Origin of the sequence: Loktanella sp. R86503, assembly GCF_042466455.1 — a bacterium.
Classification (GTDB): Bacteria; Pseudomonadota; Alphaproteobacteria; order Rhodobacterales; family Rhodobacteraceae; genus Loktanella.
On the sequence record NZ_JAXHCI010000002.1, the window covers coordinates 743,498 to 760,312 of the forward strand.

Here is a 16,815-nt window from a genome sequence, read left to right on the forward strand (position 1 = left end):
CGCCGCAGGGTTGCATATGTTCAGGCTAACCCAAAAGGTGCGGTCCCGATGAAGACAATTAACGCTGATTTATCCCCTAAGGCTCCACTAGGCGAGGCGGAACGCGCGCGCATTCGCGCCCTTGCCGAACGACAGCGCCGCGCCAATGGTATTCTGATGCGCGCCATCAATTTTGTCGGCTCGCAAGTCGAAGATACGATGAAACTGCTGCCCAAAGGCGCGCGTGGCCAGATCGACGCCGCAGCGCGTTCGGCCCTGGCGCAAAGCTATGAAGTCGCGGCAAAGTCCCGCTCTGGCTCGCTTGGGCAGGCGGTGAATACCGACCGGATGCACAAGGTCATGGCGACCCTGTCCGGGGCCGTTGGCGGTTTTGGCGGCCTGCCTACCGCGTTGGCCGAACTGCCTGTTGCAACCACGATGATTTTTCGTGCGGTTCAAGGCGTTGCCGCTCAATACGGGGAGGATCCAGCCGATCCCGAAACCCGCCTGCACGCGCTGGCGGTCTTTGGTGCGGGCGAGGCAGGCGAAGACGGTGTCGATACATCGTTTCTAGGTGCGCGGCTGGGGCTGTCAGGGGCAGCGGTTCACACGCTGATTGCGCGTGTCGCGCCGCGCTTTGCTGCTGTCCTGACGCAAAAACTAGCCACGCAGGCCGTGCCAATCCTTGGCGCTGCCGCCGGGGCAGGTACCAACTATGCCTTTACCCAATATTACGTCGAAATGGCCCATGTGCACTTTGGTCTGCGCAAAATGCTAAGGGAGCATGACGCGCAGGAAGTGGAAAACATCTTTCACACGGCCCTTGAAAAGCATCAGGTCACGGCCCGCGGCGATTGATGGTTTTCGACCAGCCAGGCGTTGATCATCTCTCTGATATCCTGCTCGCCGGATTCAAGCGCCTCTGACACCGCTTTGCCCGCCGCAACAAGATCCACTTGCCGCAGCAGATGTTTCACAGGCCCGACCGAGGCTGGGCGCATGGACAGGCTGCGGAACCCGATTGCCGCCAGCACCAGCGCCTCGAGCGGGCGGCCAGCGTCCTCTCCGCAGAATGACACCGGCGTGCCGACCGCGTCACAGCGGTCGACAACCGTTTTCAGGAACGACAAAAAGCTGCCATTTAACGTGTCATAGCGGCGGCGGACCAGTTCGTTTTCGCGGTCCGCCGCATAGAAAAACTGCTTCAGATCGTTGCCACCGACCGAGATGAAGTCGACCTCCCTGAAAAACTCGTCAGGGGCGTAGGCAAGGGATGGCGTTTCCAGCATGGCACCGACTTCCAGATTTGATGGAAGCGGATTGCCTAATTTGGTCTCTCTCGCGAGCACCTTATCAAGCTCGGCCTTGGCCGCGCGGAATTCGGAATGAAGCGTGATGAACGGAAACATCACAGCCAGGGGACCGCCGTCTGCCGCCCGGATCAGGGCCTGTAGCTGCATCCGCAGAATGCCGGGCTTATCAAGCCCGACACGGATCGCGCGCCATCCCATCGCAGGGTTCGGTTCATCATTGGCCTTCATGTAAGGCAGAACCTTGTCGGACCCGATGTCGAGTGTGCGGAAGGCAACGCGCTTGCCATGCGCTGCGGCGATGACGCGGGAATACAGCGCCGAAAGCTCTGACCGTTTTGGCATCTGGCTGCGGATCAGGAATTGCAATTCGGTGCGGAACAGGCCGACCCCTTCGGCGCCGGATGACGGCAGGGACGGCAAATCAGCCATCAGACCTGCGTTCATGTGCAGGGCAACCTGAGTGCCGCATGTGCCTACGGCGGGCAATTCACGCAAGGATGCATAGCGTTCCTGCGCCCGCGTTTGCATCGCAAGTTTGTCGCCAAATGCAGTCGACACGCTGTCATCTGGCCGAAGATGCACAACACCCTGTTCGCCGTCGACAAGGATCGTATCGCCGTTCAAAGCCTCTGTTGTGATGCCCTTGGCATTGATGACCAGCGGAATGGCCCAGGCCCGCGCCACAATGGTCGCATGGGATCCGACAGAGCCTTCCTCTAATACGATCCCGCGCAGCGCCTTGCCGTATTCGAGCAATTCACCGGGGCCGATATTCTTTGCGATCAGAATCGGGTTTTCTGGCATTTCCGCGCCGGTGTTCGATCCTTGGCCCGTCAGGATGCGCAGAAGGCGGTTCGACAAATCATCCAGATCATGCAGCCGGTCGCGCATATAGGCATCTTCTGCCTGACCCAGACGGGACCGGGCCAACGATTGCTCTTTCTCGACCGCTGCTTCGGCGGACAGGCCGTTGCTGACGTCTGCCTCCATCCGGCGCATCCAGCTGCGCGAATTGGCGAACATGCGATAGGCTTCGAAAATCTCGACCTGATCGGGGGTCATGGCACGATCGCCGCTCAGAAGTTCATCGACGGACACACGCAGCGTTTCCACCGCGCCGCGCAGCCGTTCCAATTCCAGATCAGGATCGTCAGAAATGGGGTTTGTGACCACAACGCGCGGTTCATGCAAGTAAACCTTGCCCGCACTTGCCCCCTCTTGCGCGATCGATCCGCGGAACAGAACAGGTTGTTGGTGCCGCGCCGACAAGGCCGCACCTTCGCCGACAAACGCGCCAAGCTCGGTCATTTCTGCCAGCACCATGGCAACGACTTCAAGGGCATAGACCTCGTCCGTGGTGAAGGCGCGCGAATCCTTGGACTGCACGACAAGCACGCCAAGGGCATCACCCAGCCGCTGAATGGGGACGCCGCAGAAGGATGAATAACGCTCCTCTCCGGTTTCCGGCATATAGCGAAAACCGGGTGCAGATGGCGCGTCGGCGGCATTCACCACGCGGCGTGTCCGGGCCACCCGGCCGACAAGGCCTTCGCCCAGCCGCATCCGCGTCTTGTGAACCGACTCCGCCTGCAGACCTTCGGTAGCACATAGTTCCAGGGTGTCGACATCCCGGAACAGATAGATCGAGCATACTTCGGTCTGCATAGACGTCGCAATCAATTCGACAATCCGGTCCAGCCGTTCCTGACCGGCGGAATCCTCGGCCAAGGCGCGGCGCAGACGGCCAAGCAGCTTTCGGCTTTCGGTTTCGATCCTGTCGCTCATGGCTCCCCCGGCGTGTCGTCTTTTCCCCTGTCTATGCGCTTTACATCCAGAAGGGGAGGGCCAATGCGCCCGCGCATCCCGCACCCGGAATAATTCCGGCAATAACCCGGCAAAGTCGCATAGCGCTTAAGCGGATATTCACTTCGTCGATGCAGTCTGCCCAAAGATTTTCCATTTGCCATAGGACTGTCCATGACAACCTTCCGTACGGCTTTACTTTGTTTAATTCTGACCTGTGTCGGATGGTCAGCTGCCTATGCAGCAGATTGGTCTTACACTGGGGAACACGGACCGGATCACTGGGCGGATTTATCAGGCGATTATCAAACCTGTGCGGCAGGCCATTTCCAGTCGCCGTTCAACATCGTTCCCGATATCGACGCTGATCTGGCAAATCTGGATATCCGGTACAATCCCATGCCGGTGGCCGTGACGAACAACGGACATACGCTTGTGGTCAATGGCGGGATTGATGACGTTCTGCGGATTGGCAGTACAGATTTCAAACTGTTGCAGTTCCATTTCCATACGCCCAGCGAATACATGATCAGCGGCAAATCCTTTCCGATGGAACTGCATTTCGTTCATCAGGCAGCCGATGGCCGCTTCGCCGTTCTTGGCGTCATGATCGCCGAAGGGCCGGCAAACCCGGCGCTGACGCAGTTGTGGAACGTCGCGCCTTATGATCAGGGTGAAACCGGCACCGCCGATGCCCTGTTTGACCCGCGCGATCTGCTGCCCAGCAATCAAAGCTATATGCGGTTCATGGGGTCATTGACGACACCGCCATGCACCGAAGGCATCAACTGGCATATGCTTATGTCGCCAATCACGGCATCTGCTGACCAGATTGCCGCGTTTCAGTCGGTTTTTCCCAACAATGCCCGTCCGATTCAGCCGCGGAACGGGCGGCTTGTCGTGGCGGAATGGTGACCGAACCTTTGTTCTTGTTTTAGCATCCGACAAAAAAAAGCTGGATCGGCCCAATTTGCGGACCGATCCAGCCATGCTTAGGAAAGAATCTTAAGCAGATTTTTCCAGTTCAAAGGCATCGTGCAGCGCCTGCACCGCCAGTTCCATGTATTTGCGATCAATCAGAACGCTGACCTTGATTTCAGACGTGGTGATCACCTTGATATTCACGCCTTCGTCGCGCAGCACGGCAAACATCTTGGCGGCCACGCCGGCATGGCTGCGCATACCGATACCGACGATGCTGACCTTCGCCACACCTTCGTCCGCGACCAGATCGTGAAAATTGATCGTTCCGGCCGCTTTGGCATCTTCCATCGCTTTCTGCGCGCGGACGACCTGATCGACCGGGCAGGAAAAGGTCATATCGGTACGACCCTCTTCACTGATGTTTTGAACGATCATATCCACGTTCACCCCGGCATCCGCCAGTGGACCAAAGATCGCGGCTGCGATACCTGGACGGTCAGCGACCGAAATCAGTGTCATCTTTGCTTCGTCACGCGAATAGGCCACACCGGCCACGACATTGCTTTCCATGATGTCCTCCTCGGCGCACACCAGCGTGCCCGCATTGTCTGATGGTTCCTCGAACGATGACAGCACCCGCAGCTTGACGCCAAAGCGCATTGCCAGCTCGACCGATCGCGTTTGCAGCACCTTCGCCCCCAAGGACGCCAGCTCCAACATCTCTTCAAAGGCGATACGGTCCAGCTTGCGCGCTTTGCGTACGATACGCGGATCCGTCGTATAGACGCCGTCTACGTCCGTATAAATATCGCAGCGCTCTGCATCGAAAGCGGCGGCAAAGGCGACAGCGGTTGTATCTGATCCGCCCCGGCCCAGCGTTGTGATCCGGCCTTCCGGGCTGATGCCTTGAAAACCGGCGACCACGGCAACCTTCATGCCTTCGGCGAACTTGGCGTTGATATTGTCTGTCGGAATACCTTCGATGCGCGCGTTGGCATGGGCAGAGGTCGTCTGCACCGGCACTTGCCAGCCCTGCCAGCTGCGGGCCGGAATATCCATTTCCTGCAGCCGCAGGGCCATCAGGCCCGCCGTCACATTCTCTCCGGATGATACGACAGCGTCATATTCGCGCGCGTCATACAGCGGTGATGTCTCGTTCACCCAGCCGACCAGCTCGTTCGTCTTGCCAGACATGGCTGACACGACGACGATGACGTCGTAACCATTTGCCACTTCCAATGCTACGCGTTTGGACGCGCGCGCGATCCGGTCAAGGTTTGCGACGGACGTGCCGCCAAATTTCATCACAAGTGTGGGCATGATATTTCCCCGTGCTTCCGCGCGCCCTTTACGCGACGAATGCCGCAAGAGCAATCCACCTGGCTCTTGGGTCCACATTCTTCTGGTCAAAAATATTCCGGGGGGCCGCGTAGCGGCGGGGGCAGAGCCCCCTTCACGGGTCAGTAAGGGTGATCCTGCCCGTCCCAGGTTTTGAAACAACCCGTCGTAGCCACCGAAAGCTCTGCGAAACGATCCAGTAGGCCGTCCGCAGCCTGACCGGGCGTAATCGCAGCACTGCTGCCGCCCATGTCCGTTTGCACCCAGCCGGGGTGATAGATCCCCACAGCGATCCCGTCATCCTTCAGGTCCGCGGCAAGGTTCAGCCCAAAGTTCAGCGCCGCCGCCTTGGAAGCGCGATAGACGTAGTTTCCGCCCGCAGCCTTGGTGTCAGAGCCAAGTTGGCTGCTGATGATTGCAATCTTGCCGCCCGCAGCCTTGATATTCGGTAAAAGTGACTGAACAGTTAGGAACACACCGGTTACATTGACCGCGAATTCCTTTGCCCATGTGTCGGCGGTCAGATCCGCCACCGATTGGCCGCGATCAAGAAACACGCCTGCGTTGCACACCAGCAGGTCAATGGGCGTGTCCACAAGGTCCTTTGCCATCTGCGCGGCGGAACCGGGGTCGGTTACATCCAGCCGGATCCAGTCGGTAGATGGCGCATCGCGGTGCGTGCCAATCACCTTCTCGCCGCGGTCGCGGTACCCGTCGAACATGGCCCGGCCAATGCCGCGATTCGCGCCGGTAATCAAAATTGTCATGTCGTACCCAGTTCAGTTGGTGCGGCGGCGCGGCACAAAAGGCAGCGGCAGCACGGGAATGTCATCAGCCAGCAACGCACGTACGTCCGCGCCGGTCGCTTCACCCCAGATAGCGCGCTCTGGCGCATCGCCCAGATGCATGGCGCGGGCTTCCCGGGCAAAGTCGGCTCCGACATCCTCTGCGTTGCTCTCGATGTGCTGGCGCAGCTTTTGCACGGCTGCCTGCTTGTGACGATCCGCCGCGACGGCAGGGGCCATGACGGTTTTACTGACCTTTGCGGACCCGCAGGTCGTACATGTCAGCTGCCCGGATGCGGCAAGCGTCGTAAAGGCATCGGCTGACTGGAACCAGCTGTCAAAGCGGTGATCGTTATCACAAATCAGGGTATAGCGGATCAAGGGTCATATCCGTTTCGGGGTGGGGCAAAGATAAGCTGACTGCGCCCGGATGCAACGGTTTACCTGCGTAATGGACTAAAGGCTATCAGGGTCAAACGCTTCGACGATGCGCCGCAGCGCGGGTTCGGCAAGTTTCGATGCCGCCTTGCGCCGGGAAAACCACTTGCGGCGGCGCTCTGCTTTTTCCGGCCAGTCGCTGGCAATTTGCAGAACTTCAAGCGGATAGACCATCACGACGACCGGCGTCGTGCGTTTCGACAGCGGTTTAACGTAGGAAAACACACCAAGGCAGCGATCGACAGGGTGGCCGGTCAGGCCCGCTTCTTCCCAAGCTTCGGTTGCTGCGGCCTCTGCCGGGGTCTGTTTGTGCATAGGCCAGCCCTTTGGCACGATCCAGCGCTTTGTGCGGCGCGAGGTGATCAGACAGATTTCGACCTCTCCCGCGGTATCACGGCGCCAGCACAAGGCCGCAAACTGGCCGCGCACATCCGTTTTGCTGCCGCGCAGTTTCAGCGGAAGCTGGGCACGTGCAGGGATCGGCTGGTCGGGGGTGGTGTCGGCTGGCAAAGGTCTTACATCCTGTTGATATGCACCCCGTCGTCCCACACCCCCATGACGTCTGCAAGACGCAAAGCCCGCCCTGGTTTATCGGGTCGGAAATATACCGCCATTCATCTTATGGACCATTTCACCCATTGCGTGTGCCGCGGGTATCGACTGTCATGGATCTGTGCCGCGCCATGGGCTGGATCGCCCCGGGGCAGTATCTGAACAGCCCCCGCGCCAAGCCTGCGGCGCTGCTGTCCTATCATACGCCTGAATATGTCGCCGCGCTGCATCGGGCAGAGGCAACGCAATCCGTCAGCGATCTGGACCGCACGCGTCACGCGCTTGGCACGTCGAACAATCCCGTTTTCGCTGAAATGTATCGCCGGCCTGCCACTTCTGCCGGGGCAGCTATGCTGGCAGGAGAGTTGTTGCGGGCCCCCGGCACGGTATTCACCCCTGCGGGCGGCACGCATCATGGCTTTCCCGATCGGGCTGGCGGGTTTTGCTATCTGAATGATCCGGTGCTGGGCATTCAGTCGCTACGCCGCAACGGGGCCGCGCGGATTGCCTATGTCGATATCGACGCGCACCATTGTGACGGTGTCGATCACGCCTTTCGGAATGATCCCGACACGCTGCTGATTTCCACGCACGAGGCGGGGCGTTGGCCGCGCACCGGGCCGCTTGATGATGTGGGCACCGGCAACGTGTTGAATTTACCGCTGCCCAGCGGCGCGCATGACGATGATATGGCCCTTGTGCGCGACCGGGTGATCCTGCCCGCGCTGGCGCTGTTTCGCCCGGATGCCATCGTGTTGCAATGCGGCGCGGACGCCGTGACCGAAGATCCGCAATCGCGCTTGTGTTTGTCCAACAACGCGCATTGGGCCATCCTGCGCGCAATCCGCCCGCTCGCCCCTCGGCTGATAGTCCTTGGCGGTGGCGGCTATAATCCGTGGAGCGTCGGGCGGCTTTGGTCGGGCAACTGGGCAATTTTGAACGATTACCCTATTCCTGATATCTTGCCTGATCCGGCGCAGAAGGTACTGGCCGCGCTGCGCTGGGACGGTCAGCGCCGTATCACAGTTCCGCCGCCGCATTGGATCACAACCCTGCGCGATGCACCGCGCCCGGGCGCGATCCATGACGCGGTGCGTCACGCCTGCGATACCCTTTCGGCGCGTCTGCTCTCTTGGACGTAAAGGTGACTTGCAGCGGCTGCGCCTGCGCGGGATAGTCTTTTCATGAAACACATCGCCCTTCTTCTTTCGCTGCTTTGTGCAAGTTCTGCGCAAGCCCGCGATTTAACCATTTTTGCCGCCGCAAGTTTGAAAGAGCCGCTCGACCAGTTGCTGCAGACCCAGACAGGCGTCACCGCGACCTATGGTGGCAGTGGCACGCTGGCGCGGCAGGTCATGGCGGGCGCCCCTGCGGATCTGGTGTTCCTGGCGCACCCCGACTGGATGGAGGCGATGGATCAGGCCGGCGTACTGACCCCGGGCACGGTGACCGACCTGCTGGGCAATCAGATTGTGATTGTCGCCCCTAATGGCAGCCCTGATCTAGCGCTGACGCCCGATGCGTTCGCCGCTGCGCTTGGCCCGGATGGCCGCCTTGCCATTGGTTTGACGACATCCGTGCCCGCCGGGATTTACGGCGCTGAATCCCTTACTGCACTGGGGCTTTGGGACGCGGTGAAGGACCACTTGGCCGAGGTCGACAGTGTCCGCGCCGCCCTTGCCTTGACTGCGCGGGGCGAGGCACCGCTAGCGCTGGTCTATCGCACGGACGCGCGTGTCGAATCCGCCGTCAGCATCGTCGCGACCATGCCAGAGGATAGTCACACCCCGATCCTGTACCAAGCCGCCGCCGTCGGGCCCGCCAATCCCGAAACCACCGCCTTGCTTGATTTGCTCAAATCCCCCGCCGGGCAAGCCGCCTTTGAACAGGCGGGCTTTATCCCGCTGGCCGGGCAGTGATGTCGCTTGACGCAGCCGCCTGGGCCGCCGTTGCGCTGTCGCTGCGCGTGGCGTTGGTCGCGACCCTGCTGGGGTTGCCCCTTGCGATTGCCGTGGCCTGGCTACTGGCGCGCAAGCAATTCTGGGGCAGGGGCCTGCTGAACGGGGTGGTGCACTTGCCGCTGGTGCTGCCCCCCGTCGTGACGGGGTATCTGTTGCTGCTGGCCTTTGGAACCCAAGGGCCGATTGGCGGCTTTTTGCGTGATTCCTTTGGGATCACGCTGGCTTTTCGCTGGACCGGGGCCGTGTTGGCCGCGGCTATCATGGCCTTTCCATTGACCGTTCGCGCAATCCGGCTGGGGTTCGAGTCAGTGCCAAAAGGTCTGGAAGACGCCGCAGCGACCCTTGGCGCGTCGCGAGTCCGTGTGTTCCTGACCGTCACCTTGCCGCTGATCGCCCCCGCTGTGCTGGCCGGGGCTGTGCTGGGTTTTGCCAAAAGTCTTGGTGAATTCGGCGCGACGATCACCTTCGTTGCCGCAATCCCGGGCCAGACGCAGACAATCCCTTCGGCGATCTATGCGCTTTTGCAGGTGCCGGGGCAGGATGGGGCGGTGGTGTCGCTGGTCGTAATTTCGATCGTTTTGGCCATGGGCACGCTGGCGCTGGCCGAGTGGTTGTCGCGCCGCATGACCGCCCGGATAGCCGGATGATTGATGTCGCGGTCACGAAACGGTTGGGCGATTTTACCCTTGATGCCGCATTCACCGCGCCGGCCGGTGTGACCGCAATTTTTGGCCGGTCCGGTTCTGGCAAATCGTCACTGATCAATGCCATCGCCGGTCTGTTGCCGCCGGATTCAGGGCATGTACGCATTGGCGGTGCCGATCTGACGCAGCTGCATGTACACAAGCGTCGGATCGGCTATGTCTTTCAGGATGCCCGGCTTTTCCCCCATTTAACTGTATTGCAAAACCTGACCTACGGCGGCAGCCATGACCGCGGCGCTGTGATCGATATGCTGGGGCTTAGCGATCTGCTTGATCGCCGTCCGGCGTCCCTGTCCGGCGGGGAGAAGTCACGCGTGGCCATCGGCCGTGCCCTGATGATGGGGCCGCAATTGTTGCTGATGGACGAACCTCTTGCCGCGCTTGATGCGCCCCGCAAGGCAGAGGTGCTACATTATCTTGAACGGCTGTGCAGCAACGCGCAGATCCCGATCATCTACGTCAGCCACGCCATGTCAGAGGTTGCGCGCCTCGCCACGACCCTTGTTCTGCTGGACGCGGGCCGCGTGACCCGCGCTGGCCCGCTGGATGATATCCTGTCCGATCCCGCTGCTGTCCCGCTAATCGGCGTCAGGGAAGCAGGCGCTGTCCTGACCGGAACCGTGCGCGGATTGAACACTGCCGACGGCCTGACAGAGGTAGCCCTGTCCGCGGGTCGCCTGATCCTGCCCGGTCGCCTTGGTACGCCTGGTGCGCGCATTCGCCTGCGCATTCCGGCGCAGGATGTGATCCTGTCCACGGCCAAACCTGCCGGGCTGTCGGCCCTGAACGTGTTGCGCTGCCGGATTGCGGCGATTGAAATCGGGCAGGGGCCGGGTGTCGCCGTTTCGCTTGTTTCTGGCAAGGACAGATTGCTGGCGCGGATTACCCGGCGATCTGCCGCGCTAATGGGGCTTGCCGTCGGGCAAGAGGTGCACGCCATTCTGAAAGCCACCGCCATGGCACCACAAGATATCGGAGGCAGCGCATGACGGACGCCGCACCATTGATCATTGTCATGGGGGTGTCCGGCTGCGGCAAATCCCATATCGGAGCGGCGCTTGCGCAGCGCCTTGGGCTTGGATTTCTGGACGGGGACAGCCTGCATCCGGCAGCCAATATCGCCAAGATGGCGCAGGGGATCCCGCTGGACGACGATGACCGCGCGCCTTGGCTTGATGCGGTCGGCCGCGCGCTGGGCACCGGGGCAGAGGTCATTGCCTGCTCTGCCCTCAAGCGCCGTTATCGCGATCGCATCCGGGCCGCCGCGCCAGGCGTTGTTTTTGTGCACTTGGACGGCGCGCGCGATGTGTTGGCGCGGCGGGTCAACCAGCGACCCGGCCATTTCATGCCGCCTGCGCTGCTGGATAGTCAGCTTGCCACGCTAGAGCCACTCGCGGCGGACGAGACCGCGGTCGTCGTCAATCTGGACCAGACGCCAGAGCAGATTATCGCAGCGATTATTTCAACGGGTCAGTTCGAAACAGCGTAACCTTTAGCCCGCCGTGTGGCACCTGAAGCCGGTCTGGCACAAAGGGCAGACCTGTTGCCTTGGCCAGCCCAGGCTCGCTTGTGACAAGGCCGACACGCCAGCCGCGAAAGCGGTCTTTCAGCGTCGCACCCAGTGCGCCATATAATGGAAACAGCAGATTACGGTTGCCGATGCGCGCACCGTAGGGCGGGTTGACCATGACCAGGCCCGGCGGTCCGGCGGGGCGCGGCAGATCGCTGATCGCGTGGTGGGCAAAAGTCGTGATATCGCCAACGCCCGCCCGCTGCGCGTTCGCCGTCGCATTGCGCACAGCGCCAGTATCACGGTCCGAGCCGTAGAATTGCAGATCGGTGTCGCGCAGGGCAAAGCTGCCGCGCAGCGCATCAAAGGCAGCGCGGTCAAAGCTGGCGAGTTGCATGAAGGCGAAATCGCGCGAACGTCCGGGCAGCATCCCGCGCGCGATCTCTGCCGCCTCGATCACAAAGGTGCCTGACCCGCACATCGGGTCCACGACGGGTTCGGTCCCGGTGTAGCCGCAATGCGCAAGAAACAGCGAAGCCAGCGTTTCGCGCATCGGTGCCTTGCCGACAGCTTCCTTGTGGCCGCGTTTGTGCAGGCTTTCGCCGCTGGTATCGACGGACATCGTCACCGTATTGTCGTCGATCCGCACCTTCAGCGTGATCGGGGCATCGGCGGCGATGGTGATCCCGGCCTCTTCTTTCAAAGCGGTTTCGATGCGCTGCTGGGCGGCACCAGCATGGTAGATTTTTGATTTGTGGCAGGTGACCTCGACGCGCACAGGGACATCGGTGCGCAGGGTGTCGGTCCAAGGAAACTTGCGGGACCGCTTGTCCAGTTGGGCCAGATGGAACGCAAGAAAGCTGCCGAACCGTGCCAGCACACGCCCCGCGCCCCGCAGTTCCAGATTGGCCCGCCACACGTCCGGCCAGCCGCCCGGAAAACTGACGCCCCCCGGTACGGCTTGCGCCCCTGCAAAACCAGCGGCTTGCACCTGCACCAGCAACAATGGTTCTAGCCCCGGCGGCGCGGTCACGAAAATGTCGAATGAGGTATCAGTCATGCGCCCGTCTAGCGCGAAACGCAGGCCTGCGCATCTGGAAAAGCAAGTTCGCCAGATGCGTCAGAGCGACATTTAAGGATTAGCTGGGTCGAAACCGAAGCGCCGTGCCGTTGATGCAATGCAGCGGCCTGTTGCCAACGATCAGATGATGACCCAGATGGCTGCCACAGCGGCGGCAGTGGATTTCGGTCAGGGCAATTTCTGCGTTTGGTCGCATGCCATAGGCCGGGTTCGGGCCGTCGATATCGGTCATGACTGCGTTGGGTTCTGAATGAAAGAAAAACGCGAAACCTTTGTCCACAACAGTTTTCCAGCGGGAATCGTAAACCTTTAGGTCACACCCCTTGCAATGGTATTCGCCGTCCTTGGTTTCCTGCCATAGAAAACTGGACTTGGGGATTTCAGTTTCACCCTCGCGCATGATGGAATATTCGGTTTCGGTCAGCATCGCGCGCCATTCGGCATCGGTGCGGCGCACTTCGTAAGGATAGGACCGGTCTGGCTGATAGCGACGATTGACGCCCCCCAGATCGGCTGCGGCACCGGGGGTGATATTCGCGCCAGCGCAGCCAGCAGCGCCGACGGTCAAGGCTGCGACACTGCTGGCCGCGAAAAAGCGGCGACGTGTCAGGTTTTCTGTATCGGCGTCCATGGCTTCCCTATGCGTTAATTTGTGCCGCTTATTTATCTATCGCCAAGGTCTTACGTTTTGCTAAATCCACATCTGGCGACATCCAGCGGCAATGGTGACTTGATCTATATTATAAATCGCCAAGAAAATGTAGGTTTTTATGTCCGGTTTGACGCGTTTGTTAGCTAACTGATGCAGTGTCCAGGCCCTGCGGCGCGGGAATTCGCGCGGCAAATGCCTGCGCGATCTGGCCTGCCGTCGTTATCCATATGTCGTCCCTGTGGCGCAAAATATGGCCAAGCGCACGCCGCAACTGGCGCAGGCGAAAAGGCTGGCCAACGATATAGGGATGCAGTGCAATGCCGAACACCAGCGGCTGCGCCGCGCTTTGATCCAGCAATTCATCAAAGTTGTCGACAATCATATCGGCAAATTCGGCCGCGCCGGTTTTGCGTCCGACAATTGCGGGAATATCGTTGATTTCCTGACCATAGGGCAGTGATAACAACAAACCGGACCGCGTGCGCATCCAGACCGGCTGATCATCCATGCACCAGTTCATCGTGTAACCATATCCAGCTTCAACCAGCAAATCAGGCGTCACCGTCGTCTCTGCGATCCAGGGGCTTAGCCAGCCTTTTGGCCGCTCGCCCGTATGCGCAGCGATCACGTCAGAACAATGCGCAATCATCGCGGCCTCTTCTGGCTCTGTCATGTTGCTTTGGCTTTCGGAATTGGTACGGCCATGGCCTGCGATTTCGTCCCCGCGGTCTGCATGGGCGGCCATAAGGGCCGGGGCATAGTCATACATTTCGCTATTGGGCAGGACGGTTGCGGGCAGGTTCAGCTCGTCCAGCAGGTCGATCAGTCGCCACGCACCGACCCGGTTGCCATAGTCGCGCCAGCCGTAGTTAAGCACGTCCGGTTCCGGTTCGGCATTGCCGATCTGCGCGCCTTTACCCGCCCCAAAGGCAAAGTGTTCATGGTTCACACCTAGATAAACCGCCAGACGCTTGCCGCCGGGCCAATCGAAATCGGGGCGCTGCGTGATCGGGCTGTAATCATAGCGCCCGTGCGTCGGCAGGGTCATAAGGGTGCCTCTGCCAGAGCTGCACGGTCCAGAAGGATTTCCGCGCTGTCGTTCCAGATTTGCGTTTCCACAATCACACCGCCGCGCACTATGAAAATGTCGATATAGCGGTTGCCGTCGAACAGCGTTCCATCGGGCCAAGCACCATATAAATGCCCTGTATTGTAAACGTGCACGTCCCCCGTCACCGGATCAAGCACAGCATCGGTGCGGATGAACCGCTTTTTAACCCACGCATAGCGCCTGGCGTTAAATGCGGCCGTCTGCGCCGGCTTTGAAAAGGCGCGGCCACCGGTAAAGATGATCTTTAGATCGGGCGAGACATATTTCGCCGCCCCAACTGGATCGGGGATCATGGACCGTTCCAGATAGGCCTCGACCACTTGTTTGGCCTGCGTGGCGGGGTCGGTCATGACAGTGTCCTTTCCAGCGCGGCGCGCAATCCGTCGATCATCGGCACAGGGAAATCAGGCGCATTGGCCGCGACATCCACCATGCCCGCGCAGCCCAGAACGATAGCGCTGATGCCGTCTTCGGCCACGGCCTTTTGCGCCTCTGCCAGCACGCGGGGGATGGCGGTGGCGGGTTCGGTATCAAGGTCCAACACCGGCACGTCGCTGGCCCGCACGCGCGCGCATAGCGGGGTCAGGCCAAGGGCTGCGATGTTCGATTCCAGCACCGGGATCGACACAGCGAGCGTCGTAACCACACTGAAGCGGCCCAGCTGCGCGGCCTTGTCATATGCAGCCTGCCCGATCCCGATCACGGGGCGGGGGACCAGCGCGCGCGCCTCTGCCAGACCTGTGTCGTCAAAGCAGCCGATGATGATAACAGATGCGCCGGCGTCATAGGCTTTTTGCACCAGCTTCAGCAGGGGCGGGATGCAGGCAACACCGTCGGCTGGCCCCTGGATTGCGGGCGGTCCGTCATGGGATGTCCAGCCTTCGATCTGGGCGTCGGGGTACTTCCGGCGGGCGGTGGTCAGCAGGGTTTCGGTCATCGCAACCGTACTGTTGGGGTTGATGATGACAATCACAGCACACCCTTACCCGCGTCTGATCCCGCTCGCGCCCGGCGGCGGTTGCCAATCAAGGCGATGGTCAGGAATACGCCGATGATTGCCAATGAAAACAACGTTGTCAGTGTACCCAGCGCATAAAGGACCGGCGAGGTGACATTCGTCGTCATCCCGTAAATTTCAAGCGGGAGGGTATTGTAGCTGCCCGCGGTCAAAAGCGTGCGGGCAAATTCGTCATAGGACAGGGTAAAGCCGAACAGCGCGACACCGATCAGCGCGGGCGCAATAATCGGCAGCACGACATGGCGCAGGGTTTGCCACGGGCTGGCACCAAGGTCGCGCGCCGCTTCTTCAAAGCTTTTGTCAAACCGATTGAAGACAGCGAACATGATCAGCAGGCCAAAGGGCAGCGTCCAAGTCAGCTGCGCCCCGAAGCCTGACGTTGCCCAATGCACGGTCAACCCTGTCTGGCTGAACAACAGGCCAACGCCCAAGGAAATCAGGATCGACGGGATCACCAGCGCGGTGATGATCAGATAGAACAGGATGCCGGATCCTTTGAATTTCGTCCGGAACGCCAGCCCGCCCATGACAGATACAGTCACGGTCGTGACCATGACCATCAGGCCCAGCACAATGCTGCGGCCAAAGCTGCCCCAGATGTCACCGACGGCCTGTTGCTGGAACAGGTCGCGGAACCAGTAAGTCGACACGCCCTGCATTGGAAATGTCAGCCCGCCGCCCTCGCCCTGGAATGACAGGATACCGATTGTGATGGTCGGGCCGTAAAGAAACAGCATGAACAGCGCGAAAAATGCCGTCAAAACGTAAAAGGATTTGGGGCGAGGTTCCATTACAGCTCTTTTCTGATGTCAACAAAGCGTAGCAGGATGGCGATGGTGATCAGCACCGTCGCCAGAAGCACGATCGCCGTGGCCGAGGCGCTAGGATATTGCAGCAGGGCAATATCATTAGAGATTAGTCGCCCGACGTTGGCAGACTGTGATCCGCTCATGAACCGCACCGTGATGAAATCGCCCATAACAAGGGTCACGACAAAAATCGTGCCGATCATGATGCCGGATTTGGTCAGGGGCAGGATCACGTTCCACAGGATCTGCCGGCCGTTTGCACCGGCGTCCCGCGCCGCCTCGATCAGGGATTTGTCGATACGCATCATGGTGTTGAAAATCGGGACCACCATAAACAATGTATAAAGATGTACAAAGGCCAGAATAACCGCAAAATCGCTGAACAGCAGCCATTCAACTGGCTCGTCAATCACGCCCCAGCTGATCAGCGCAGAGTTGGCGATGCCGTTGCGGCCCAGGAACGGAATCCAGCTGATCATGCGGATGATGTTGCTGGTCCAGAAAGGGATCGTGCACAGCAGGAACAGAGCAATCTGCCAGGTCTGGCTGCGGATGTGAAAGGCTAGGTAATAGGCAATCGTGAACCCGATACCAAAGGTAAAGGCCCAGGTGATGATGGCGTATTTGAAGGTGTTCAGAAACACGCTGTAGGTCACAGGTGATCCGAACAGAAAATCGTAATTTTCCCATGAAAAGGCGGGGATGATGCTGAACTCCGTCGCGGTCCAGAAACTGACCACGGCAATCAGGATGATCGGCAGCACAAGGAACACGGCCAGCACAACGGCCAGCGGTGACACCATCAGCCAGCCGATAAGGTTGGGTTTTGCTTGCATC

Annotated in this window: 19 protein-coding genes; 7 read left to right on the top strand and 12 right to left on the bottom strand. The window is 60.1% G+C overall.

The window, feature by feature from the left end:
* Positions 1-48: 48 nt before the first annotated feature.
* Entirely contained in the window at positions 49-837 is a 789-nt protein-coding gene (locus SJY10_RS04615) for an EcsC family protein (protein ID WP_386679946.1), read from the top strand.
* On the opposite strand, the gene ptsP is transcribed toward SJY10_RS04615, so the two are convergent.
* Entirely contained in the window at positions 813-3,077 is a 2,265-nt protein-coding gene (ptsP, locus tag SJY10_RS04620) for a phosphoenolpyruvate--protein phosphotransferase (protein ID WP_386679948.1), read from the bottom strand. The genes SJY10_RS04615 and ptsP overlap by 25 nt on opposite strands.
* Positions 3,078-3,269: 192 nt before the next feature.
* On the opposite strand from ptsP, the gene SJY10_RS04625 reads away from it, so the two are divergent.
* A complete protein-coding gene (locus SJY10_RS04625; protein ID WP_386679950.1) occupies positions 3,270-4,010 on the top strand; it encodes a carbonic anhydrase in 741 nt (246 codons plus the stop codon).
* Positions 4,011-4,100: 90 nt separating this feature from the next.
* On the opposite strand, the gene SJY10_RS04630 is transcribed toward SJY10_RS04625, so the two are convergent.
* From SJY10_RS04630 to SJY10_RS04645, 4 genes are all read right to left on the bottom strand, one after another.
* A complete protein-coding gene (locus SJY10_RS04630; RefSeq protein ID WP_386679952.1) occupies positions 4,101-5,339 on the bottom strand; it encodes an aspartate kinase in 1,239 nt (412 codons plus the stop codon).
* A 140-nt stretch (positions 5,340-5,479) separates the two neighbouring features.
* Positions 5,480-6,124: an SDR family NAD(P)-dependent oxidoreductase gene (locus SJY10_RS04635; RefSeq protein ID WP_386679954.1), complete on the bottom strand. Its 645-nt coding sequence runs from the start codon at positions 6,122-6,124 to the stop codon at positions 5,480-5,482.
* A gap of 12 nt (positions 6,125-6,136) precedes the next feature.
* Positions 6,137-6,523, bottom strand: a complete 387-nt coding sequence (locus SJY10_RS04640) for a DUF1178 family protein (RefSeq protein ID WP_386679956.1) — start codon at positions 6,521-6,523, stop codon at positions 6,137-6,139.
* 75 nt (positions 6,524-6,598) lie between these two features.
* Positions 6,599-7,090: an NUDIX hydrolase gene (locus SJY10_RS04645; RefSeq protein ID WP_386679958.1), complete on the bottom strand. Its 492-nt coding sequence runs from the start codon at positions 7,088-7,090 to the stop codon at positions 6,599-6,601.
* 20 nt (positions 7,091-7,110) lie between these two features.
* Here SJY10_RS04645 and SJY10_RS04650 point away from each other — a divergent pair, with 20 nt between their 5' ends.
* From SJY10_RS04650 to SJY10_RS04670, 5 genes are read left to right on the top strand one after another with little or no spacing between them, the layout of a single operon-like run.
* Positions 7,111-8,274, top strand: coding sequence for an acetoin utilization protein AcuC (locus SJY10_RS04650; RefSeq protein WP_386679960.1), 1,164 nt, complete (start codon positions 7,111-7,113; stop codon positions 8,272-8,274).
* Between the two features lie 42 nt (positions 8,275-8,316).
* Entirely contained in the window at positions 8,317-9,051 is a 735-nt protein-coding gene (gene modA, locus SJY10_RS04655; RefSeq protein ID WP_386679963.1) for a molybdate ABC transporter substrate-binding protein, read from the top strand.
* Positions 9,051-9,740, top strand: a complete 690-nt coding sequence (gene modB / locus SJY10_RS04660) for a molybdate ABC transporter permease subunit (protein WP_386679966.1) — start codon at positions 9,051-9,053, stop codon at positions 9,738-9,740. Before modA ends, modB begins: the two co-directional genes overlap by 1 nt.
* Entirely contained in the window at positions 9,737-10,786 is a 1,050-nt protein-coding gene (modC, locus tag SJY10_RS04665) for a molybdenum ABC transporter ATP-binding protein (protein WP_386679969.1), read from the top strand. Before modB ends, modC begins: the two co-directional genes overlap by 4 nt.
* Positions 10,783-11,286 (top strand): gluconokinase, encoded by a 504-nt coding sequence (locus tag SJY10_RS04670; protein ID WP_386679971.1) that lies wholly within the window; start codon positions 10,783-10,785, stop codon positions 11,284-11,286. Before modC ends, SJY10_RS04670 begins: the two co-directional genes overlap by 4 nt.
* Here the strand turns inward: SJY10_RS04670 and SJY10_RS04675 are convergent.
* From SJY10_RS04675 to SJY10_RS04705, 7 genes are all read right to left on the bottom strand, one after another.
* On the bottom strand, positions 11,255-12,367 hold the full coding sequence (locus SJY10_RS04675; RefSeq protein ID WP_386679973.1) for a class I SAM-dependent RNA methyltransferase: 1,113 nt from the start codon (positions 12,365-12,367) through the stop codon (positions 11,255-11,257). The two genes, SJY10_RS04670 and SJY10_RS04675, sit on opposite strands and share 32 nt — an antisense overlap.
* A gap of 79 nt (positions 12,368-12,446) precedes the next feature.
* Positions 12,447-13,019 carry a peptide-methionine (R)-S-oxide reductase gene (locus SJY10_RS04680; RefSeq protein ID WP_386679975.1) on the bottom strand — a complete coding sequence of 191 codons (573 nt, stop codon included), beginning with the start codon at positions 13,017-13,019 and terminating at the stop codon, positions 12,447-12,449.
* 160 nt (positions 13,020-13,179) lie between these two features.
* Positions 13,180-14,088, bottom strand: a complete 909-nt coding sequence (locus SJY10_RS04685; RefSeq protein ID WP_386679978.1) for a polysaccharide deacetylase family protein — start codon at positions 14,086-14,088, stop codon at positions 13,180-13,182.
* Positions 14,085-14,501 (bottom strand): nuclear transport factor 2 family protein, encoded by a 417-nt coding sequence (locus tag SJY10_RS04690; RefSeq protein ID WP_386679980.1) that lies wholly within the window; start codon positions 14,499-14,501, stop codon positions 14,085-14,087. The genes SJY10_RS04685 and SJY10_RS04690 overlap by 4 nt, the downstream gene beginning before the upstream one ends.
* Positions 14,498-15,124 (bottom strand): aspartate/glutamate racemase family protein, encoded by a 627-nt coding sequence (locus SJY10_RS04695; protein WP_386679983.1) that lies wholly within the window; start codon positions 15,122-15,124, stop codon positions 14,498-14,500. Before SJY10_RS04695 ends, SJY10_RS04690 begins: the two co-directional genes overlap by 4 nt.
* Positions 15,121-15,960 (bottom strand): ABC transporter permease, encoded by an 840-nt coding sequence (locus SJY10_RS04700; RefSeq protein ID WP_386679986.1) that lies wholly within the window; start codon positions 15,958-15,960, stop codon positions 15,121-15,123. The genes SJY10_RS04695 and SJY10_RS04700 overlap by 4 nt, the downstream gene beginning before the upstream one ends.
* A complete protein-coding gene (locus tag SJY10_RS04705) occupies positions 15,960-16,814 on the bottom strand; it encodes an ABC transporter permease (RefSeq protein WP_386679989.1) in 855 nt (284 codons plus the stop codon). Before SJY10_RS04705 ends, SJY10_RS04700 begins: the two co-directional genes overlap by 1 nt.
* Between the last annotated feature and the right edge of the window lies 1 nt (position 16,815).